Raw genomic sequence first — 22,379 nt, forward strand, 5'->3', positions numbered from 1 at the left:
ATTATTGTTCCTGTTTGGTATTTGTGGTTATTATTGTTCCCCTACCACCGGCAACCAGCAGTAGATCATCGGCGAGGACCTCTCCATCACGGAGATAACCGTTCGCGTGGAGGTGTGACGTATCAAGAGCCACCCAGCGCTGATCACTCAGTTCGAGGACTGTGCCATGCTCCCCGAAGACGAAAAGTCGGCCACCCTCGGCATGAAACCCGTAAAGGGGAAAGTCGGTGGGCGTCTCTTGACGCCTCCAGGTTGCACCGCCATCGGTGGTGTGTAGAATCGTCCCATACAGTCCGGCAGCCCAGCCATGTTGGAGATCGGCAAAGTAGCTGTCCTGAGGATAGAAATCGGCAGGAAGCATACCGAAGCGTTGCCAGCTTTGACCGCCATCCTCGGTTTTGGCAGTCAAACCGAACTCGCCGAGAACAAATCCGTTTTGCGCATCGAGGAACTTAATTTTGGTCAGCATCGCATCCTGGTCGAGGCTGTTTTCTTTCCAGCTCTTACCCTGGTTTGTGCTGTGTAAAAGGGTGGTGAAGCTGCCCACAACCCAGTAATCACCGTTGGGAGCGCAGGTCAGGGAGAGCATGTCTTCTCGGGTAGGCAGATCTGACTTGGTCCAGTCCTGGCCGTTGTCGATGCTGATCCACACTTGCTGCTCCACGCTCAGCGCGATCAGCGAGTTGTCGGGACAGCTGTCAATGTCGATAAGATTGGGTTTCCCCATCAGCCCAGTACGAGTCCACTGCAGTGGTTCCTTAATGCCATTGGGCTTAGGGCTGGTAATAATTACCCCCGTGTCGCCGACAACTGTAACGACAGCCTCATTGGTTGCGACAGCCTGAAAATTATCAGTACGACGTACCGACTTTGTTCTCTCCTGATGGACGCCGTCAAGATCCAACTTTGCCTCGCAGCCCATAAGCAACAACGGGAATGCTAAAAGTAACAATACTGTTTTGATTTTCCGTGGATGTGACTCCAGCTGGTTTCTAAATGTCATTTCTTAGGTCTCCCTTTACAATTATCAGTGTGCTAATAATTTAAATATACTAATTGGTATTTATGTATTTTAGTTGAATAACTTTTTAAATACTAACGGAAGTTGATTTAAATTCTCAACGAATTGTACATATTTGCCATATTCTTTTCGAAGCATATCTTTATTCATTGGGTCACATTTTAAACCAAGAGTCAAAAGACGAATTTTACTCTCTTCGCAGTGTCGTATAGCATCACTTACACCGCATCCCCAATTTGATGCACCGTCGGTAAGGTGAATGATAATGGGCCTCCGTTTGCTGTCTCTTAAGAAGAGAGTTGTGGCAATAATTGCCTCACCGGAAGCTGTCCTCCCGTGGGGTGTAACGGAAAAGAATTTTCCCTGCATGTAGATTTCCGTAATGCGGCAAGTATCCTTTCTTTCGTTGTAAGCAAAAATTCTGGCATTAGAGTTATAACTGAGAATTGCCAAAAAAAGTGTCTGATAGATTGTTTCAATTTTTGCCCACTTATCAGGTTCAGCCATGGACCCGGTGCAATCAACGAGAAGTATGATGTCATTCTTGAGTTCGAAAAAAAATTTTTTCATGGTGAAAATTGAACCGTTGGTTGCAACTCTGAACAACCTTGAACGATCGATCTTCCCTGATTTGAGTCCTCTATTGTAATTGAAGTTACGTTGAGCAAGCGATCTGAAGAAGGTTTTGAGTTGATAGAGGAGTGCGTTGTCAACGGTGTTTCTTGCCGGCATAACGAAGTCGTTCCCTTCGACGCGGGCCATGTCGCCAAAATTAGCAACGACCCCTTTCACCTGCTCAGTGAAATCTACACGTTTCTTCTGAAGGTTTCTTTCTATCTCATCCGCGTAGCTGAGGAGTATCGATCTGACGGCTTCCTGAGCTCTGCCCTCCCTCTCATCATTTTCCCTGATGGCTCCAGAGACAAGAAACGGGTCTCTTCGGTCTGCTGGCCAAAACTTCACCTTTTCGAGTAGTTTGTCGAAGATGGCTGCATATAGTTCCAATCTAAAGTCACAGCGATCTTTTACGCTTGATCGTGATGAACACCCCTTCTCAAATCCTTCAACAATGCCATTGAGAATTGCCAATGGCTCTCTGTAAAACTGGGTAGAAGAAATACGCCCCACCATGCCAACGACTGTGGGATCATCATATTCCTTTTTGTACGCGACTTTTTCCCTGTCAGTCGCCATATCCCACCATATATGCATAAGTTCTATGAATGTCGGTGGTGAGATGAATTCGTTCTTGGCTTTTCTTTGCGCCCATTTCCTTGCTCTTTCGGTGTAGGCCCCGTAGATACTCCTATTCGAAATAAGGTCTACGTAGACCTTTTCGGCCATCTCGATGAATCTGGAAAATTTATATTTATAGACTGGGGACAAAGCGTAGTTTGTGCGTGCCATATGGATGACATGATCCGTCCATTCTGTTTTGTGAAAGGCTTCGTGTACAGCTATCCCTACGACAATATCTGCCTTGTCCGCTGGGATGGGGTACGCTCCTAGAACCGGTGAGGGGTCGAGAGCAATATCCTCCGTCTTGTAGGGCATTCCTTCCCAGACGACGGAGCCGATATTTCTGCCGATGTGCGAAACGGCTTTGCGGATGCCGCCCAGTAGCTTGGCCAGCTCCAGTAATTCAACGGACGATTTGTCCCTGCGCCAGTAGGCCGAGTGGCCGACTTCCGCGCTTACGAGGAGGCGCCTTTTGGGGGCTATGTTGCATTTGTATTCGCATCCACGCATGTGATGCCCTCAGATTGCCTTTTGCAGAAAATTGCTGTCGAACAGTACGTATTCGGTAACAACGTTTTCATCGTAGCCCTTGTTGAAATGCAAACCTGCCAGGATGGTTTCGAGTATTTCCTGGTTTGTCTGCAAGCTGACCGTCAAGGACTGCCGTAGCGTGGCGCCGACGGCCATCATGTCGCCCAACATAAGTGCTGTGCGGGTGGACACGTCCATGCCAAGGTCGCCGTGCCCGCGCAGAAAGTTCAGGGCGGCCATGATGTCCGCGGCCTGTTCCGGATTGATCCCCGTTTTCATAATCAGGACTTCTTTTTCGACTTCGTTCGGTAGGTAGTCCATCAGCAAAAAATAGAAACGATCACGGAGTGCAGCATCCAGCACCTCGGTTCCGACAAAATCTTCCCCTTCGTTTAACGTTGCGAAAAAGACAACGCCCTCTGCGACCTTCAGATGACCCAACTCTTCCAACCAGACGTCCCTAGTGTCCGAAAGGAGAGAAAAAAGCATGTTAAGAGCCTTGGGATGCTCCGGACGGTTGATCTCTTCGAGATGAATGACTGTGTTGGGCGTTTGAATGGCTTCAGGAAATAAAAACTGCCTGTATTTCGTCTCTCCTGCTTCCAGGGCGTACTCGCCGAACAGCTGACCCGGTTCGGAAAGAATCCCAACCTGAAAGGTCGACAGGGGGCGCTGGTAGATAGCGGCGAATTGCCTTACCAACGAAGATTTACCACACCCCTGACGGCCGGAGATCAGCACGTTCACCGGCTTTTTTTGCGAAAGCAGGTTGATCTTTTCGAAGATGTCGGCAAGATCTTTGCTCACATAGAAGTATGGATCTTCCGGAGGTATCGATAAATTCTCTTTTCTGTTTGCTGACATAATATTTGTACCTTACTGAAGTAGATGGAAATGATCTCTCTATATTTCCTTCACGGCTGTGAACAACCCTTGCAATACCAGGCTCCCCGATCAAGTAATGACGGGTAAAGTCATCAGGCCAGAAAATGCATTTGAGTCAGACATTTTTCGACATGGCGCAGGATGTCCTGACAGTCTTCGGTATAGAGATCTTTTGCGGACTTGCCGCCGGAGCGTAGTGACCGGGCAATGGCCTTTCCGCACCGGTAGCCACTATCCATGGCCGCGCTGATTCCTTCGCAGTTAAGGTAGATAAAGCCAGCCGCTTCGCCGGTAAGGAGCACATTCTCCTTGCCCATAAAGATCGGCAGGAGTTCACACATGCAACCCTCGTCCCGCCAATGTTCGCCAAAAGTGACGCCGAAGCGGCTCGAAAGCAGTTCTTTGAATTTCTCCATAGAATCCCGAAGGTTGCGCCCATCTACCCCACCCACATGCATAACCAGATATTCATCCTTCTGATGGACACACAGGATGTAATCCCCAATGTCAGGCCTCAAGAAGACGGTCCAACCATCTTTCTTTAGTGAGCCCAGAGACCCCACTTTGTAATAACTCTGAAAGGATGCGAGCCTTTGCCTTTGGGCGGATTCCGGAGTCTGTGCTCTGAGTAAACGCCGCACGGTCGAATCATTGCCATCTGCGCCCACGAGGTACTTGCAGGTGAAGACGGACGATTCGTTCGATCGAGCCGTTTGGACATGAACCTTCACAAAACTCCCGCTGCTGTCAAAGGCTTTGACACGCGTACCGTCACGGTACCCCGCACCCGATTGATCAAGCAGCCATTTATCAAACTTGTTTCGCCAGATGTTCTGATAGGTACGTGAGAACTTTTTGCCATCCTTGTCTATTTCCCAGGTATATGGGATATAGCCTCGTTCATCATCCCATTCGCAGATGTCGTCCGCTTGCACGTATTTGTTGCTGCAATAGACCTCAGGCGGAGCATCGCCCCCCAAATATGTCCTGACGAGTTCCTGGGTCTGTCCGAACAAGACACCGGAACAGGTCTTGTGTCGGGGGAGGAATTCTTTTTCGAGGACAAGGACACTGAACCCTTCATCCTTAAGTGCCTTGGCACAGCAGGAGCCTGCGGGCCCGGAGCCGGCTACGACGACATCATACAGTTGCATTCAATCCTCCTAGCCTCCCTTCCCAGAAGGCGTAATTTCCGGCCCAGTCAAGGAGAAAGTGATTAGGGTTTGGGAAGGGGATTTCCGGGATCACACATGCTCCCGGAAGCTGAGCTTGCCGACCTCGTGGCTACCGCAGGTCATATTGTTCACGTCGGTTACCCATCTTTTCCACACGCCACCCATTGGAGTTCTGTTGACTGTGCATTGTCCCCGAAGCGGATTGGTGGGATCGGCTATTTGCCATTTGCAGCTACGGCAAGGTTTTTTGGTTCCAATTTCCTCATGCATCATTTTGTGATTAGTCGTTGCGCTCACTGTTTCCTCCTTGCCTAGATAACGAGGAGGCATCCTCTTCTGGATGCCTCCTGGTAGGGGATTCCTAATTCAGTTCCGTATTCAGGTCTTCAAGCTCATTTGAACCAAAAGATTGCTCGTTTCTGGCAATAATCGTGTTTTGACCATATGTGGGGATATCCACAAAGCGGGCGCTGAACCCCGAAACCCTGACGATGAGGTCCTGATGTTTCTCGGGTTCCTTTTGTGCCGCCTTCATCTCTGCGGTGCTTACGCAGTTAAACTGGACATGGTCGATGTTGAGTTTCTCCCAGGTATCCATATAGGATTTCCAGATATCAAACCCATGGACGCTTCGCATGATCGGCACGGAAAGCCTCTGATTGAGCAGGTTGGCCTTTTGATTTTTCTGCACCTTGGAAACTGATTTCAGTACTGCAGTCGGCCCTTTCTTGTCCGTGCCCATGTAAGGAGAAATTCCGCCGTCGTCACCGGCATCGCCCCCGAAACGACCATCCGGGGTCGGGCCTGTCCGTGACCCGATTTCCATGTAGAGTCCGACCGCCTGACCTACCGGAAGTACGGGGCCGCCCGAGTAATTGGTGATCTTCGACATCTCGCCGCCAATAATATCTTCGTAAAAATCCTTGATGATGGCATCGGCGTAGTCGTCGTCATTTCCCCATTTGGGCGCATTCAGGAACTCCTGGCGCATGTCTTCAAAGCCGCTCCAATTTGCCCGGAGTGCAGTGACGAGCTGGGCCATCGTGTACTTCTTCTCGTCATAGATCAGTTTCTTGATTGCGACCAGGGAGTTGGCGGCAACGACCGTAGTGATGGGGTTGTGCCAACCGTTCGGTTGCTCGGAAAGCTCCATGGCATCAATGCCCAACTCCATGCAGCCATCGTCGATACTGGAGACAAAAGGCATCTGCAGGAACTTCGACTCGAAATAGCGCATTATGTCCTTGGCGCGGATCACCTTGCTCGTCGCGTAGGCATACTGGGCCCTGAAGGCTTCCCACAACTGTTCGAACGTCTTGAACTCGGTAGGATCACCGGTGTGGGGGCCCAGCTGCATTCCGGAATAGGACCAGTCAAATCCGTCAGCCAGCACGATTTCCATCATCTTGGCCGGGAAGATCGAGCCGCCACCTTCGGACCTGGTTTTGTGGGTCTTGCGCCTGCCGCACACGCCGGGAGACATGCACAGAACCAGGCCCCAGTAATGGGCCTCGGCATCGGTTGCGCCGTTGTTGTTCTTGCTGAACTTGCTGTAATACTTCATCTGCTCCGTACCAATGACGTCATGCTTGATGGATGGGTAGCCCAGACCATCGCGGATGCACTCGAAAACGAGGCGTTTGGTCTTTTCCCGGCCGACCGGATGCCACCTGAACACGATGGACGGTTCCGTGGTCCTGATATTCCTCGCCCCTTCGAGAATCGCGTCGGTCATGTCGCTGCAGGCATCCACATAGCCAAGCTTGGTCCCGCCAATGGTCAGAATGAAAAGATCGTTGGAACCGGGGAAAATTTCGCGGTACGCCCTGGATTTTCCGGCACCATGTTCAGAAATTTTCAAACGTTCCATTTCAACCATTTCGACGGCGTCGGCATAGGTCATAGGTTGAAAAGATTTTTCTTTGACGCTGATATTGTAGTAAGGCTCCAGCAGTTCATCTTCCTTATGGGCGTAGCCGCTGGCATAGCGATCGATGGCATGGCAGATGAGGTACGTATACCATTTCGCCTGAAAGGCATCCTTCAAACCCCTGCAAGGCTCTGCGGGCACACGGTGGCTTATTTCGGCAATCTCCAGCAGCTCTTCCCTCCTTGCTGGATCTGGCTCGAAATTCTCGGCGACGATTTTGGCCAGGCGGGCATGACGCCGAGCCCAGTTGATTACTGCTTCATCTGCAATAATCATTGACTTCCAGACATCGATCTTTCCTATCCAGTCGAGCCCGGTTGTCGCATTCCAAGGGATTTTTTGCATCTCTTTTTGGGCATGCTCGATCTTTCCTTTTGCCATCTCTATCCGCTTCAGCAAACCGTCCTGCACGACTGTCTCGTAAGGTGGGCAGATGCTGTTGTACCCAGTAGCAAAACCTGGAGCTTCCATGGTGCTTACCTGGTACATTTGCAAGAGCTCTTCTTGAGTAAAGTAGCGCTCTCCCTTCGCCTGCATACTGTATCGCTTCCAGTATTCGTTAATTTCAGCCGCCTCTTCTACCGGCTGAGGAGCATAGTCGCTCATGAGGTAGTCCTGGACGGCCATATAAGAAAGTTCAGGGTAGAGAGGGAACATCTCAGGATCTTCTGCGTGATAGCCAATAATGAATTCGTCCTGCTGTAGAACCAAGGTGCTCTTGTTTAAGATATTTTGAAGGCCCAATGCTCTTCTGATTACTTCCGGTTGGCCTGCGCTAGCCTTATGTGCCTCAGTGATAAAACGCATCCTTTCTATGCCTGCCCTAACATCACTGTCTACAAATTCACCGGCAGCGGCATGTTTCCATCTACAACGTGCCTTTAGTCTTTTAGTTCTTTCAGTACTCGGACGGGCAAGGTTCTCATGCAGCGCTTCATCTGCTATCTCGATTTCCTGTGGATTTGTTAACGGAAATTCTATTTTTTTGCCTCGATACTTAATTGATTCTGCGACCGTTGCCATTAGTTACCTCCTCTTTTTGAATTGTTGACATGATTCAGAAGTGTTGACTGTTGGCTTAGATAGATAATATTTGCCTTTACTATCTTCCTTTTCTGTCACACAATCCCCCTTTCCAGGTTGATAATCACCAGCATTCTCTGGAACCTGGAAAAACCACCTGCATTCTTTACATGTACTCATCATTTATCCTCCTTTACGGACTTGGGTGGGTGATCTAGACAAAAATACATGCTGCATTCACAGACATTCATGTCTATCCTCCTTTCTAAATAGGTTGTATTCACAATTCCTCGTTCCAAAAATTCCACCTATCGTAACATGATCCAGGCCAATCTGCTTTAAAGAGTTAAAAAGCGGTTTAACCTGTTGCTCTGATAGGTCTTTAAACTTCTTGTATTCGTACTTGTGGCCTAATTGTCTGTATTTAACAACTCCGTAAGAGTGAAATGGCAAAATATCAACTCCTGAGAGCTTATCTGAAAATTGGCTTAAATATTTAACATATGCCTCCAGCTCCGAGCTTGAATCATTGAAACTTGGTATGATAGGCAGATGTATTAGAACCTTTGCCTGAGATTCGATAAGTCTTTCTATGTTTCTTAGGATTTTTTCCAAGGACCCGCCTATGACTTTTTGATGTTTGTTTGGATCCATTGATTTGATGTCAACAATGAATAGGTCAACAAACTTGATCAGAGGTTCGATCATATCCCAGTCTGCATAAGCAGATGTTTCAAGGGCTATGTGAAGATTTTCCTTTGTTTTAAAAAGACGGGCCAGTTCAAGGGAAAATTTTGGGAAGAGGAGCGGTTCGCCGCCGCTTATTGTGATGCCTCCACCGCTGTGCTCATAAAAAATCTTATCAGCTACAGCTTCCCGAACGATGTCACCAATATCTAATGTTTTGCCTACGATCTCATCGCACCAAAGTGGCAATGTTTAATGCATTTGAGGCAAGAGTTACATTTCAGTCTGTTAAAAGTGAGGGCCCTCTTCTTGTTTAAACCTTGGATCATATGTAGCGAGCCCGAAGGACAGATTTTTACACACTGACCACATGCAATACACTTGTCAGTGTGATAATAAATCTCATGCCTGGGGTTAATAGACTCTGGGTTGTGACACCAAGGGCAATGGAGAGGGCATCCCTTTAAAAATATAGTAGTTCTTATGCCAGGCCCATCATGTAAACAAAATCTTTGGATCTCTGTTATAAGTGGTATTTTCATCGAAATAGACTCTTTAAATATGTTTATTTATACCGTTAACAAAGAGTTGTCCTTATATTTATATCTCTAGTATCAATTGATATGTGTATTTTGCAATAAACGTTCTACGCGTATATAAAGTTTCATATCCTCTGAATACGCTATACGTACTTTCCATCCATTGCTAAATGTAACCTCCGTAGGATACAAATCATCGTTCGAAGAGTATCTCAGCCCTTTAGTCAAATTACCTTTTTTCCCCATCTTCAAACCTCCTTTCGTGTCCGGAGCCACTGTAGCGGAGTGGATGTCCATTTTTTTTGAAACTTCGGAATCTTTCATCTGTACACCCTAGAGGCATCTACCTATATTCCTCCCGGCGGTTTTTCCTATGCTCATGTTCTTAGCAGGTCACGTGCCAAACATCGTTATAAAAAAAATCCCTCAGATTTTTAAGCCATTTTGAGAAGCAAGGCATTTGGAGAAAAATATTGTTAAAACAATAATTTATAAATTGATTTTCTTTCCCTCGAAAGAATCGCTGGTAGTTTTTTCGCTTTCTGGGTTTGTCTTTAAATTTTGGGGGTTGGTACAGAAGTGCAGAAAGAAGGATATTGATGTAAGTTGGCTATTTCATGTGGGTTATCGGGTATTGGTAAGTGCATGTAGCTTGCGACTCATAGGAAAATCGCCACCAGCCCGCCGTTATTTTCATCATATCCTCAATATCTGCCCACCATTTTCTATTCTTTTATCTAATAATGAAATTTGGTCTTCATCTGAGACAAGTCCTTGTGACATAAGGAAACTTTCATGTCGCCAAAGGAAATTTAAGAAATGGTGGTTAGGGAAAAGTGTATTTTTATAGTTAAGCACAGCCAATTAAAAATAGTTGTCTATTTTTTTTCCTGTTTCGACCCTCTTTGATGCTATAGTGAAACAATGTTTTAACGTTTATCGCATAGGCTTGATATTGACGTGACCATCACCTTTCTTGATAAGATCAAGGATTGTCTTAGGCAGCACTGTTTTAACGAAAAGGATGTTTGCGATGAGAAAGAGCGAGAAAGGGATAAAAGAGCCTGCTCCTAACGATACTTTCCGAAGCAATTTGCGTTCAGAGTTAAGCTTTTGTAGTGATACCGGTCAGATATGGCTACACGAGCATCGGATGCTTCTCGTTCATGCCGATGCGAATGCCCTGATGCGACGAGAGTTGATCGACATCCTTGGATTTAACCATGCGCGAGGTGTGCTTATGCGAATGGGCTATACTTCAGGGGTCCGAGACTTTGAACTTGCACACATAAACAAGGAACACACTAATCTTCACGAAGCCTTCATGGCCGGCCCAATCCTTATAACACTGGAAGGACTTGTGAAGACCACCATTACTAAGTTAGAAATAGACTCGAAATTAGGCAGTTTTTACGTTGAGTGCATCTGGGAAAATTCTTGGGAGGCCGAGGCACACCTTCGAGACTATGGGGTCTCTTCGGCACCGGTGTGTTGGAATTTGATTGGGTATGCGAGTGGCTATTGTACTGCTTTCATGGGTAAGCCAATTTTGTGCAAAGAGATCCAATGTTTCAGTACGGGGGCAAATAATTGCTACCTTGTAGGCAAGCCAGTCGAGGAATGGGAGGACGCGAGCGAGTTTGAGCTTTTTTTGAATAAGGAGTCGATTGCTGAACAACTCATGGGTCTCCAAACTGAAGTTGTACAGCTGCGGTCAGCATTAGGTAAACAACAAAAACATACGTCAGATATAGTTGGCAATTCACCGGCCTTCCTTGCTGCCTATGAGCTCGCTGTCCGAGCATCTGCTAGCCAGATTACTGTACTTCTGCAGGGTGAGACAGGTGTTGGTAAGGAAGTTTTCGCCCGCACCCTTCACAGCGGAGGTGATCGTTGCAAGGAACCGTTCATCGCCATTAATTGCGCTGCGATTCCTCATGACCTTGTAGAATCCGAATTATTCGGTGCTGAAAAAGGTGCCTTTACGGGCGCACTTTCCTCAAGGCCCGGAAGATTTGAACGGGCCAATGGAGGAACGCTCTTTCTCGATGAGATAGGTGATCTGCCTCTCTCGGCACAGGCAAAACTTTTGCGTGTATTGCAGGAAGGAGAGGTGGAGCGTCTTGGCAGCACAGAATCACGTAAGGTAAACGTCAGATTTGTGGCAGCAACCAACATCGATCTGAAAAAATTGGTTGAGGAAGGGAAATTTCGGGCTGACCTGTATTACCGGCTCAACGCATTGCAGATCAATATCCCACCATTAAGAGATCGAGGTTTAGATGTTTTACTTCTCGCGAAGAATTTCCTCAAAAAGTCTGCCATGTTGAATGGCAAAAAGGTGCGTGGATTTTCTGATAAGGCCAAGTTGGCACTACTCGCCTATCAATGGCCTGGTAATATCCGAGAACTGCAGAATGTTGTTGACCGCGGAGTCATGCTGGCACCAAACGGCACCCATATTGAGATCAATCACATGTTTCCGTCGTACAATAATGAGGGGCCTGAATTCGGCTTGGATGCCAGCGGGGGGCTCAGTGTCAAGCAGGAGGAGCTGGGTAAGGATTTTTGTGAAGCCATCCTGAGCGGGAATTTTACGCTGGAGCAGGCCAATACGCTGGTGGCAGAGGCTGCTGTGAAAAAGGCAAACGGCAATATTTCCGCTGCTGCTAGGATGCTCGGTTTGACCCGGCCGCAGCTTGCGTATCGGCTTGAGCGTAAATCGGGGAATTGAGCCTCGGGGAGGCGTTAAATCCGCCGCCCCTTCAGAGCGAATACGAAAATCCCGCCCAACCCATGGCCGAGATTTTCGTCTAACGGAGTGGCTCTCCGCCTCCTATGCCAAGTCGCTCGGTGGCCGCGCATCAAGGTTGAGAGAGGTATAAATCGAGGCTGTTGGCTTGCTTGCAATTGACTGGCGGCCACATTCCGATTTTCTCATTTCCCATCCCGATCCGGATGCGCGCATCGACCGCCACCACCCGTTCCCTCGTCCCGAGGAGGGGATTGAGGTCGAGCTCCCGGATCTCGGGGGCGATCTCGCAGAGGGCGGAGAGGCGGGTGATGGTGTCGGCGAACCTCGCCTCGTCGACCCCCTCCTGGCCTCTCGTCCCCTGAATGATCTTGTAGGATTGAAGGGATGCTATCATCTCGGAAGCCTGGTTTCTGCTCACGGGGGAGAGCTCCGCGGCCGTATCCTTCAGGATTTCGATGAAGACACCGCCAAGGCCGCAGAGGATCATGTGGCCGAATTTTTCTTCGTAACTGGCGCCGACGAAAAGTTCCGTGCCGGAAAGCATCGGCTGGATGAGAATGGCCGTGGTATCCTTTATTTTCATCATTCTTTCGAATTCGTTCTCCACCGACTCGACATCATTTACATCGAGAGCAACCCCCCCGACGTCGGATTTGTGAACCGGGCCGACGACCTTCATGACGACCGGCAGACCGAGCTCCATCGCTTTCTCCACGGCTTCTTCTTTGCTCGAAACCACGGCTTCACCGGCTCTGTCTATCCCGGCGGCGTCGAGAAGAGCCTGCACTTTCTCCGGGGGCATGTACCCATCCTCGCATCCGTCGAGGATGGTTCTTACGGCTTTCACATCGATCTCGGGAAGTTCTACTTCGCCTGCAGGTTTCGGAGTTTTTGCAACGGCCGCCAGGGCTCTGGCGAGAAGCACTTCGTCGGAGAAGGAAACGTTCCCCAGCTCATGGAAGTAATCCGCCTCCTTCTTCGCGGTGACGACGGAGGGAAGAACCGTATAGACAGGCTTCCGGGAAGTCCTGGTCTTTTCGGAAATCACATCCAGGGCTTCGGAGATGTCGGTAAGCCCGGTAGATCCGAAGATGACGGCCATGCTGTCGATGTTGTCGAACTTGTCGTTCATGGCGTCGATGATGAGGCCGATATGCTCCGGGGTTCCCGTTGCAAGGAAGTCGATGGGGTTTGCAACGCTCGATCCGGGGAATAAACCGGAAAGAAGCTCCTCCGTATCCGGCCCTTCCAGATGGGGCACCTGCATCCCGCCTTTCTCGAGGGTATCCGTCATCATCACCCCGGGACCTCCTGCATGGGTGACGATCGCCACTCTCCTGCCCGCAGGTTCCGGATGGCAGAAGACCGCTGCGGTGGTCACGAGGTCTTCCTTCCCGTGGCACCGCACGATTCCGGCTTTTCTGAAAAGGGCATCCACCGCGCTGTCGGGGCTTGCAAGGGCGCCGGTGTGAGAGGTCACCGCGCGGCTCCCCGATTCGGAGCTGCCCGATTTGATTGCGGCGATCTTGCACCCCTTCTTGATGAGGGAGGAGGCGTGCCTGAGAAGTTTCGCGGGCTGGCTGACGCTCTCGATATAGATGAGCTTTATCCTTGAGCTGCTATCCGGATCGAAGGTTTCATCCCAGTACTCGATGACCTCCTCGACCCCGATCTGGGCGGAGTTGCCCACGGTGAACATGCTCGAGAAGGAAAGACCCATCAGCATCCCCTTTTCGACGATCCATGCGGCGGTGGCGCCGGAGGCACAGACGAAGTCGCACCCCTTGGGGTCGAGTTTGGGGACAGGGCCGGCAAATATGCCGGCATAGTGCTGGGTCAGGGCGCCGATACAGTTCGGGCCGAGAAGGGAGCCGGCGTTTCTGTTGATGATTTCGAGGATCTCGCCCTGGAGGCTCTCCCCTTCGGGACCGACCTCGGAGAATCCCGCGGAAAGAATGATGAAGGCTTTACAGTTTTTGTGGTTTGCCAGTTCTTCGACGGTCTCCTTCACGTAGGCCGCGGCGACGCAGATGATCGCCATTTCGACATCGGGCAGCTCGGCCGCGGTCTTGAAGCATCTGAACCCCTGGACGTCGGTCTCTTTCGGGTTTACGGCGTAGATCTTCCCTTTATAATTCTTCTCGGTCAGGTTCTTGATGAGCGCACCGCCGACCTTGGACCGGTCGTTTGAGCCCCCAACAATGACGATCGATTTCGGATCGATCAGCTCCCTATTGATCATGGTTGACCCCTCCCATGAAAGCGGTGTGATTTGCCGACTTCACAAAGTCGTTCGGAGAATGCTTCATCAGGGATTTGAGCCAGACCTCCTTCGGTATCCGGTTGAAGGGTTCTATGGTCGAAAGGAGGCCGAGAACGACGACGTTGGCTGTCTTCCCCGTCCTGTCATTCAGATCGTAGGCCACCCGATTCGCATCGATGGTGATTACCTTGTACCCTTCCAGCGCCTTCTCGATATCCTCCAGCTGCGGGTAATCCTCCGGTCTGGTTTTCGGGGGAAGCGCCCTGAAGCGGTTGAACAGGATGGTCCCGTCCGGCTTCAGCAGCTCCAGGAATCCGGGCCTCAGGACCTCGCTCATCTCCATGACCACCAGAACGTCGGCGGAACCGGGCGCAAGGACGGGAGAGTGAACGTTGCCGCAGCTGAAGGTCGAGATGACCGGGCCGCCAAGCTGCGCCATGCCGTGAGTGTCTCCTTTGACGATGTGTTTCTCGGCGTAGGGCGTATCGAGCATCATGTCCGCCAGAATCTTTCCGAAGAACAGGTTTCCTTGTCCGCCGATGCCCCGAATGGCGAGTCTGAGGGATTCGGGCAGGTTCCCGCTGTCCATCTCCACTCTTCCGTAGGCTTTTATCTCCTGAAGAGCGGGACGGGTGTCCGCGGCCTGCATGATCCCAGGCTCGCTCATCGACTCGATGGCGTCGAAGGGGCACAGCTGCATGCAGACCTGCTCGCCCTCGGCGCAATTGGTACAAAGGTTCGTGAAGTGAGGATTTTTTTCCTCGTCAAGTTCGATCCCCGGGCACATGTTGCAAATGCCGCAACTCTTGCAGAGAGCCCCGTTCACCTCCACCCCTCTGACCTTCTCCTTCCCCGCTACTTCGTTGATGCAGGCGCCTTCAAGAACCAGGGTGGAGAACACCCCGGTTTCCGCCAGTTCGAGAGCTTCGACAAGCGCCTTTTCGACGGCGGCGACGTCATAGGAGTCGACCGCGACGACCCTTGCCTGCTCGGCTTCCAGGGCCTTTTTGAGGTCGAATCGGTTGGGTACGCCGGCGAGGTTCGAGGGAGAACTCGGGGCGGGCTGGCCGCCGGTCATGGCGGTGACCCGGTTGTCCAGGACGATCTTCACGCCGGGAGTGTTCCTGAAGACCGCATTCCTTGTCGCGTCGAGACCCGAGTGGCACTCGCAGGAGTCGCCGATCAGGGAGATCGTCTTCGCGGCGTATTCGGGCCGTGAAAGGACGAAGCCCTGTCTCATGGAGTCGGATGCGCCCATGCACAGGCAGGTGTCGATGGCGTTGAGGAAGTAGAGGAGGGTGGAACAGCCGATGTCCCCGAAGCTGGAAAAAATCTTCCCCTTTTTCCTCAACTTGTCGACCGTGAGTCCGAAGGCCCTGTACGGACATCCCGGACAGATCGACGGAGGCCTCATGATCGGTTGTATGTCGAGTTTTCTGCTTTCCGGCCGGCTGAATTTCACGCTCTCCACATGCCGGGTGATGTGATCGATCACGGCCTCGGGAGTCCACTCGGTTATAGTGCTGTACTTGCCCTTGGTCACCACGTCGATCCCCAGGAGCCTGATCTTTTCCTCCAGGAACTTGTCCCCGTCCTCGAAAACCAGGATCCTGCCTTTCGACCTGGAGGCGAAAGCCTTTATTCTCTCTTCCGGAATAGGATACAGGGCGGCCAGGGAGAGGATCGAAGGACTGACTCCCAGAGTGTTGAGGGCTTCCCGGACGATGATGTTGCTTTCTCCGCCGGCGATGATCGACCAGTTCTCCGTCCCTTCGGTCTCGCAGACGAGGTCGGACGACTCCAGCCATTCGACCAACTGGGGGATTCTCTCGGTCGTCGCCTTGTTGTAGTTCATCCGCGCAAGATAGGGCATCCCCATCCAGCTCTTCAGGTCCTGGGGGACCTCCCGCCTTTCAACCTTGCGGCTTTCACCCGTTTTGACGAGGGCCTCCGAATGGCACAGAACCCCATTGGCCAGGATGACGACGGGGGTGTTGAATTTTCTGCTGATGTCGGCCGCAATCCTCGGCATCTCGTACATGTCCTGATGGTTTCTCGGTTCGAGCACCGGAATTCTGGACGAGGCGAACAGATATTTCAGATCGATGACATGCTGAGTGCTGGAAGGGACGTAGTCCGATGCGACCAGAAGCACGATCGCGCCGGAAGGAGCGTTGTAGAAGGCCGAGGTGGTGATCGTGTCTCCGGCCTGAAGGGCGCCGGGGGTCTTCATGGTGATCAGGGTGTCGTCGCCGGCGATGGCTCGGCCGAATCCGACGGCTACCGCGACCGCCTCGTTGACCGACCACCCAACACTGATCCGGTCCTGCACTTTCGCAAGAGCCTTGTCTATGATCTCCGTGCTGGGCGTACCCGGATAGCCGTCCGCGCTGTGGTATCCGGCGTGCATGACGCCCAGAGCGAAAGCCAGATTCCCCTGCAATATGAATTTGCTCCCGGCGGGAGCATCTACCATTTTTGCGAATTGGGACATGTTTCTTCTCTCCTTTTCCTTTATTTGATACAACCCTTTGACCCATGATGTCCGGGACTCGAGTTGTGGGCTATCGGGGTACCTCTAAAAACCTCGTTAAAAGAATTCCCTGGCGAGTTTTTCCCAGGCCGGGAGACTGCGGCGGATGATCCCTTCATCGATGCAGTAGGCGATACGGAAATATCCGGGTGCGCCGAAGCCGGTTCCGGGAACCAGAAGCAGGTTGTATCTCTGAGCCCTGCGGACAAATTCAATATCGTCTTCGATGGGGGATAGGGGAAAGAGGTAGAAAGCGCCCCCGGGTTTGGCCATCCGGAAGCCGAGAGCGGTCAGATGCTCATAAAGCAGATCACGCTTTTCCCGGTACTTTTGAATATCGACACTTTCCCGTTGCAGCTTCGCCACCAGCCTTTGCACCAGGGCTGGAGCATTGCAGAAACCCAGCACCCGGTTGCAGAAGACAGCCCCCTCCATGAACTTTCCGACCTGATTCATCGCCGGGTTGGCGGCCAGGTAGCCGATACGCTCGCCGGGGAGGGCCAGATCTTTCGAGTGGGAAGTGACGACCACCGAATTGGTCACGAAATTGAACACGGAGGGGACCGGTGAATCGTCGTAGCGGATCCTGGCATAGGGTTCGTCCGAAATCAGAAAAATTGTGCGTCCCAGCTCTTTTTCTTTCCGGCGGAGAAGATCCCCCAAGATCCTGAGGTCGGACTCGGGATAAATAGCCCCTGTCGGATTGTTCGGGGAGTTGACGATGATGGCCCGGGTCAGGGGTCCGATGGCCGCATCGATGGCGGCCAGGTCGAGCTGAAAGGTTTCCCGATCGGTCCACACGACCGTGGTTGTTCCACCGTGATTGTCGACATAGGATTTGTATTCGACAAAGAAGGGGGCGAGGATGAGGACCTCTTCCCCAGGATTGAGGATCGTTTTAAGGACGACATTAAGGCCGCCGCCGGCACCGCAGGTCATCACGACGTGCTCCGGGCCGACGGGGACCGCCGAGGTCTCGGAGAGGATTTCGGCGACTGCGCTGCGGGTCTCTTCGTAGCCGGCATTATTCATATACCGGTGCATCCCGGGCTGCGGATGATTGGCGATCTTGAGCAGTTCCTCTCGAAATGCTGCCGGCGGTTCGACGGAGGGGTTGCCTATGGTGAAATCGAAGACATTTTCCGCCCCATGAATCCGGCTGAGATTCGCCCCTTCCTCAAACATCTTGCGAATCCAGGAAGAACCCTCGATGCTCTTTTTGATTTTGTCGGATACGCTCATCAGTAACTCCAGGCCTTAATTCAAATCCGGCGGGGCCGCGCGGCGGGATGAAACCTCATCTCAGCCGAGGAGCGCGGGCAGCCAGGTGGCCATGGCGGGGAAAAAAATCAGGAGGCCGATGCAGGCGACGAAGGCTGCCATAAACCAGCTCACGCCCCGGAAGACCGTCCCTATTTCCACATCGGGCGCCATGGCGGCGACGACATACGTGTTCACTCCCACCGGCGGCGTCACCGCGCCCATGGTGGTGATCACCGTGATGACGACCGCGAACCAGAGCGGGTCGTATCCCAGCCGCAGCGCGACGGGGAAAAAGATCGGGATGGTGATCATCAACAGGCCCAGCGCGTCCATCAAGGCTCCGCCCACCAGGTAAATGGTCAGCATCAGCAGCAGGACCACCACGCTGGGAATGGGGAGCGCGGCGACCCAGTCGGCCGCCTCGAAGGGGAGCCGGGTCACCGTGAGGAACCGCCCGAAGATCACCGCGCCGCCGACGATCATCATGATCATGCAGCTCATCACGACCGAGTCCTTGACTGCGGAGAGGAACTTCTTCCAGGTCAGGTGCCGACCCGCCACGCTGATGACGATGGAGAAAAAAGCGCCCGCCGCGCCCGCTTCAGTCGCGGTGAACCACCCCAGGTAGAGCCCGGCCATGATCAGCGCGAAGAGGATCAGCATCTCGATGGAACCGGGCAGGCTGCGCAGTTTTTCCCGGAAGGTCGTTTTGGGCCCTTTGGGTCCCAGTTCGGGGTTGCGCAGGCACAACAGGTAGACCGTCAGGATAAACAGCGCCATCAGGAGCAGCCCCGGAATCAGGGAGGCGAAGAAGAGTTTGGCGATGGACTCCCCGGTGGAGAGCCCGATGACGATCAACACCACGCTGGGAGGTATGACCACCCCCAGCGTCGAGCCGCAGGCGACCGAGCCGGTGGAAAGGGCGGGGTGGTAGCCGAACTTCTTCATTTCGGGGAGCGCCACTGCGCTCATGGTCGCTGCCGTTGCGGCATTGGATCCGCAGATGGCGGCAAACCCGGCGCAGGCCAGGACGGTGGCCATGCTGATCCCCCCCTTGATCTGGCCGCTCCAGGTGTAGGCGGTCTTGTAGAGACGATTGCTCACCCCCGCGCTGAAGCAGATGTTGCCCATGAAGATGAAGAAGGGGATCACCGCCAATCCATAGGAGGAAAAGACTTCCCAGAGCGACGAGGTCATCGAACTCATGGCCGCCCTGGGGTTGACCACGGCCGCGAAACCGCAGAAGCCGACCAATGCCATGGCGAAGCCTACCGGCATCCTGGTGAAGAAGAGCATGAACATCAGCCCGGCGAGGCCGAGCAGACCGATCGTTATCGGCTCCATTCATGACCTCCCTTTGCCGCCAGAACTGTCACCGCCTGCGTCAGCGCTAGCCCCGCCAGGCCTGCCGCTACCGCATAGACAACGGGGTAGACGGGCAACCCCAGGGTTTCGGAGACTTCGCCGGTCGTATAGAGACTTCGACCGAAGCGGAGCATCTGCCACGCCGCGATCCCGAAGAAGGCCGAGCAGACCAGATCTCCCGTCGCTATGAAGAGGTGCCTCAAGCGGGCGGGGAGGTAGTTGAACAGGATATCTACCGCGATATGGGTTCGCCCCTCCTGGGAATAGCCCAGCGTCAGGGCGACGATCAGCGCTCCGCCAAGCCCCATCAGTTCGAAGGAGCCGGCTATGGGCATTTTAAAGGGGCGGCCGATCATATTGATCACAGCCATGACCATGGTAGCGAGCAGTACGACGCCCGCCACCCACATGAGGGCGCGATTGATCCAGGCCACGACACGAACGACATAATTCAAGAGACATCTCCCTGAAGGAAACGCTGGGAGCCCCGCTCGGCGCGAAGGCTCCCGGCGATCATCATCTTTCCGCCTATTTGCCTAATTCCGCTTCATACTTCGCCTTCATCTGCAGAAGGTCGTCGAAGAACGCCTGGGCGGGGAGGTTCTTTTCGGCCGTCGTCTTCAACCACTCGTCGGTGATGGGCTGCATCGCTGTGTGCCAACTCGCATACTCATCGGCGGACAGCTCGATGTACTCGTGCTTGTGGTTCGCCTTCGACCACTCGATCGACTTTTTGCCGTGGTCGTCCACATAATTGCCGGTCCACATGGAATGCTCCCGAGCCAGGTCTTCAAAGACCTTCTTCACGTCCGCGGGGAGGGCGTTCCACTTGTCCATGTTCATGAGGACGCCGAAGGAGGTCGTCTGGAGGTCGGCGCGGGTCGTGTAGAAGACCTGCTCGGCGAATTTGAAATCCATCAGGATGTCGGTGGAGGAAAGGACACCCTTCACCACGCCTCTTTGCAGGGCCTCGACGGTGGCCGGCATGGGCATGGAGACCGGCACCGCTCCGAGGATATTCAACGGGGCAACGCCAGCGCCGGTGGTGCGCAGTTCATACCCTGCCAGGTCCGATTTTTTGCGAATAGGATCCTTGGACATGATGGCGGCCGGAGGGGCGGTGAAGAGCGCCAGGACCTTGACTCCCTTGAGCGAGGCGGGATCATACTTCTTGTAGAGATCCCACAGAACCGCATTGGCCACCTTGGAATTGGGAAAGCCGATGGGCAGGTCGACCGCGGCGAGGAGCGGGAACCGGCCCGGCTGGTAGGGGAAGGCGACGCAGCCGATGTCGGCCACGCCGTCCACCACGCCGTCCATCATCGCTTTGGCCGTGAGCAGCGTGCCTCCGGGAAAGGTCTTGACGTCCACCTTTCCATTCGTTCGGGCTTCCACTTCATCGGCCCAGCGCTCCATTTGCACGCTTGGGAAGGTCATCGGTGGGGGGAAGTTGGCGTAAGTCAGCTCGATCGGGGAACCAGCCATGGCGCCGGCGGCCAACAGGGTGACGGCAAAAGTTCCCAATAACACGTGCATACCGATTTTTTTGAACATATCATCCTTCTCCTTTGGGCGATCCACTTGCACCGGGCGCCAACGCCTTCGGTCGGTGGTTCGCAGTGATGGGAATGGAACCAGACAGGGACCTGCTACATCATGCCCGCCACCGCCGCAGATTCCGTCTCGATCGGTCTCAGCCGGGCGGTGAAGTGACGCAGGATTTTAGGCTCATAGGTGAATTCAAGGCCTCTTATCTCTTTAGCACGGTCCTGAATAGCGACGAGAGCGGCGACGACGACATCCATGTGGTTCATGGTATAGACACGGCGCGGTATGGTCAGTCGCAGCAGCTCCATGGGAGAGTCCTGCTGCTCACCGGTTTCCGGGTCGCGGCCCAAAAGCAGGGAACCGATCTCCACACCACGGACGCCGCTTTCGATGTACAGCTCATTTGCCAGGGCGTGGGCGGGGAATTGCCCCTTGGGGATATGCGGCAGCATCTTCCCGGCGTCTACAAAAACGGCGTGACCGCCGGTGGGGTACTGGATGGGCACTCCGGCATCGCGCAGCCGGTTGCCCAGATAGCCGACCTGAGAGATACGATAGGCCAGGTAGTCCTCATCGACGCTTTCCTGCAGGCCCCGAGCCAGACACTCCATGTCTCGCCCGGCCAATCCTCCATAGGTGGGGAAGCCTTCCAGGGGCACAACCATGGCCTGGCAGGCCCGGAATAGTTCCTCATCGTCTTTGAATATGAGCAGCCCGCCAATGTTGACGAGCGGGTCCTTCTTGGCGCTGACCGTACTGCCATCGCCGTAAGAGTACATTTCGCGGACGATTTCCCTGACAGACTTGTCGCTGTAGCCTTCTTCTCGCTGCTGAATGAAGTAAGCGTTTTCCGCATAGCGGGCCGAGTCGAAAAAAAGGCGGATGCCGTGCTTTTTGGCGCAGGCATGGACAGCCTTGATGTTTTCAATCGATACGGGCTGCCCGCCTGAAGAGTTGCAGGTAACCGTGATCAGGATGAAGGCGACCGCTTCCGCTCCTACATCGTCGATGAATCGCTCCATTTTTTCAACATCGAAATTGCCCTTGAAGGGGTGGTAGGTGGTGGTGTCATAAGCGGCATCGATAACGAAATTGCGGGCGCGGCCGCCGGGCATCTCAATATGGGCCTTGGTGGTGTCGAAATGCATATTGCCGAGAACGTATTGTCCCGGCTTGATCAACTGGGGGAAGAGAACCTGTTCCGCCCCGCGCCCCTGGTGAGTGGGAATCATGTATCTGTAGCCGAAAATGTCGGCCACCGATTCAGCGAGGTGGTAGAAGTTGTCGCTGCCTGCATAGGACTCATCACCCAACATCAGCCCGGCCCACTGGTTATGGCTCATGGCACCGGTGCCGCTGTCGGTAAGCAGGTCTATGTAGACGTCTCTGGATCTCAGAGAAAAAGGGTTGTATCCGGCTTCGATCAGGGCCTGTTCCCGCCGCTCCCGAGAAATCATACGAATGGGTTCGACCATCTTGATCTTGAACGGTTCGGCCAGATGCGCATTATTCATATCGGAATGCCTCGCTAAAAAAGTGTTTTGTAGAGTCCTCTCAAAGCAAGCAGATGGATATCGCTATCTCCTGTTGCCACCCTGGTTTTCATGTTGCAATGTTTATCA

Annotated in this window: 17 protein-coding genes; 1 reads left to right on the forward strand and 16 read right to left on the reverse strand. The window is 53.0% G+C overall.

Annotated elements, in window-relative coordinates:
• Nucleotide 1: 1 nt before the first annotated feature.
• The 9 genes from DTF_RS23985 to DTF_RS27855 form a co-directional block, all read right to left on the reverse strand.
• Complete coding sequence (locus DTF_RS23985; protein WP_051361381.1) at nt 2-1,003, reverse strand: YCF48-related protein; 1,002 nt, start codon at nt 1,001-1,003, stop codon at nt 2-4.
• A gap of 69 nt (nt 1,004-1,072) precedes the next feature.
• Nucleotides 1,073-2,770 (reverse strand): vWA domain-containing protein, encoded by a 1,698-nt coding sequence (locus DTF_RS0116055; RefSeq protein WP_051361382.1) that lies wholly within the window; start codon nt 2,768-2,770, stop codon nt 1,073-1,075.
• A gap of 9 nt (nt 2,771-2,779) precedes the next feature.
• A complete protein-coding gene (locus DTF_RS0116060; RefSeq protein ID WP_027716147.1) occupies nt 2,780-3,655 on the reverse strand; it encodes an AAA family ATPase in 876 nt (291 codons plus the stop codon).
• 113 nt (nt 3,656-3,768) lie between these two features.
• Nucleotides 3,769-4,830: an NAD(P)/FAD-dependent oxidoreductase gene (locus DTF_RS0116065; RefSeq protein ID WP_027716148.1), complete on the reverse strand. Its 1,062-nt coding sequence runs from the start codon at nt 4,828-4,830 to the stop codon at nt 3,769-3,771.
• A gap of 90 nt (nt 4,831-4,920) precedes the next feature.
• Nucleotides 4,921-5,181 (reverse strand): benzylsuccinate synthase beta subunit family protein, encoded by a 261-nt coding sequence (locus DTF_RS27845; RefSeq protein WP_162148658.1) that lies wholly within the window; start codon nt 5,179-5,181, stop codon nt 4,921-4,923.
• 31 nt (nt 5,182-5,212) lie between these two features.
• Nucleotides 5,213-7,804 carry a pyruvate formate lyase family protein gene (locus DTF_RS0116070; protein ID WP_027716149.1) on the reverse strand — a complete coding sequence of 864 codons (2,592 nt, stop codon included), beginning with the start codon at nt 7,802-7,804 and terminating at the stop codon, nt 5,213-5,215.
• A gap of 3 nt (nt 7,805-7,807) precedes the next feature.
• Nucleotides 7,808-7,987 carry a benzylsuccinate synthase gamma subunit family protein gene (locus tag DTF_RS27850; protein WP_369798625.1) on the reverse strand — a complete coding sequence of 60 codons (180 nt, stop codon included), beginning with the start codon at nt 7,985-7,987 and terminating at the stop codon, nt 7,808-7,810.
• A 54-nt stretch (nt 7,988-8,041) separates the two neighbouring features.
• Nucleotides 8,042-8,740: a glycyl-radical enzyme activating protein gene (locus DTF_RS23990; protein WP_051361383.1), complete on the reverse strand. Its 699-nt coding sequence runs from the start codon at nt 8,738-8,740 to the stop codon at nt 8,042-8,044.
• Nucleotides 8,713-9,033: a 4Fe-4S binding protein gene (locus DTF_RS27855; RefSeq protein ID WP_226989384.1), complete on the reverse strand. Its 321-nt coding sequence runs from the start codon at nt 9,031-9,033 to the stop codon at nt 8,713-8,715. Before DTF_RS27855 ends, DTF_RS23990 begins: the two co-directional genes overlap by 28 nt.
• Nucleotides 9,034-10,063: 1,030 nt before the next feature.
• On the opposite strand from DTF_RS27855, the gene DTF_RS0116080 reads away from it, so the two are divergent.
• The gene (locus DTF_RS0116080) at nt 10,064-11,764 is read left to right on the forward strand and encodes a sigma-54-dependent Fis family transcriptional regulator (protein WP_051361384.1); all 1,701 of its coding nucleotides are present in this window, start codon (nt 10,064-10,066) and stop codon (nt 11,762-11,764) included.
• A 130-nt stretch (nt 11,765-11,894) separates the two neighbouring features.
• Here the strand turns inward: DTF_RS0116080 and DTF_RS23995 are convergent, their stop codons facing one another.
• The 7 genes from DTF_RS23995 to DTF_RS0116115 all read right to left on the reverse strand — a co-directional run bounded on the left by DTF_RS23995 (nt 11,895) and on the right by DTF_RS0116115 (nt 22,271).
• A complete protein-coding gene (locus DTF_RS23995) occupies nt 11,895-14,027 on the reverse strand; it encodes an acetate--CoA ligase family protein (protein ID WP_081703031.1) in 2,133 nt (710 codons plus the stop codon).
• The gene (locus DTF_RS0116090; RefSeq protein ID WP_027716151.1) at nt 14,017-16,542 is read right to left on the reverse strand and encodes a 2-oxoacid:acceptor oxidoreductase family protein; all 2,526 of its coding nucleotides are present in this window, start codon (nt 16,540-16,542) and stop codon (nt 14,017-14,019) included. The genes DTF_RS23995 and DTF_RS0116090 overlap by 11 nt, the downstream gene beginning before the upstream one ends.
• Before the next feature lie 96 nt (nt 16,543-16,638).
• Nucleotides 16,639-17,823: a pyridoxal phosphate-dependent aminotransferase gene (locus tag DTF_RS0116095; protein WP_027716152.1), complete on the reverse strand. Its 1,185-nt coding sequence runs from the start codon at nt 17,821-17,823 to the stop codon at nt 16,639-16,641.
• A gap of 60 nt (nt 17,824-17,883) precedes the next feature.
• Nucleotides 17,884-19,188 (reverse strand): TRAP transporter large permease, encoded by a 1,305-nt coding sequence (locus DTF_RS0116100; protein ID WP_027716153.1) that lies wholly within the window; start codon nt 19,186-19,188, stop codon nt 17,884-17,886.
• The gene (locus DTF_RS0116105) at nt 19,176-19,664 is read right to left on the reverse strand and encodes a TRAP transporter small permease (protein WP_027716154.1); all 489 of its coding nucleotides are present in this window, start codon (nt 19,662-19,664) and stop codon (nt 19,176-19,178) included. The genes DTF_RS0116100 and DTF_RS0116105 overlap by 13 nt, the downstream gene beginning before the upstream one ends.
• Nucleotides 19,665-19,737: 73 nt before the next feature.
• Nucleotides 19,738-20,763, reverse strand: a complete 1,026-nt coding sequence (locus DTF_RS0116110) for a TRAP transporter substrate-binding protein (RefSeq protein WP_027716155.1) — start codon at nt 20,761-20,763, stop codon at nt 19,738-19,740.
• Between the two features lie 95 nt (nt 20,764-20,858).
• On the reverse strand, nt 20,859-22,271 hold the full coding sequence (locus DTF_RS0116115) for a tryptophanase (RefSeq protein WP_027716156.1): 1,413 nt from the start codon (nt 22,269-22,271) through the stop codon (nt 20,859-20,861).
• Between the last annotated feature and the right edge of the window lie 108 nt (nt 22,272-22,379).

Origin of the sequence: Desulfuromonas sp. TF, assembly GCF_000472285.1 — a bacterium.
GTDB lineage: Bacteria > Desulfobacterota > Desulfuromonadia > Desulfuromonadales > ATBO01 > ATBO01.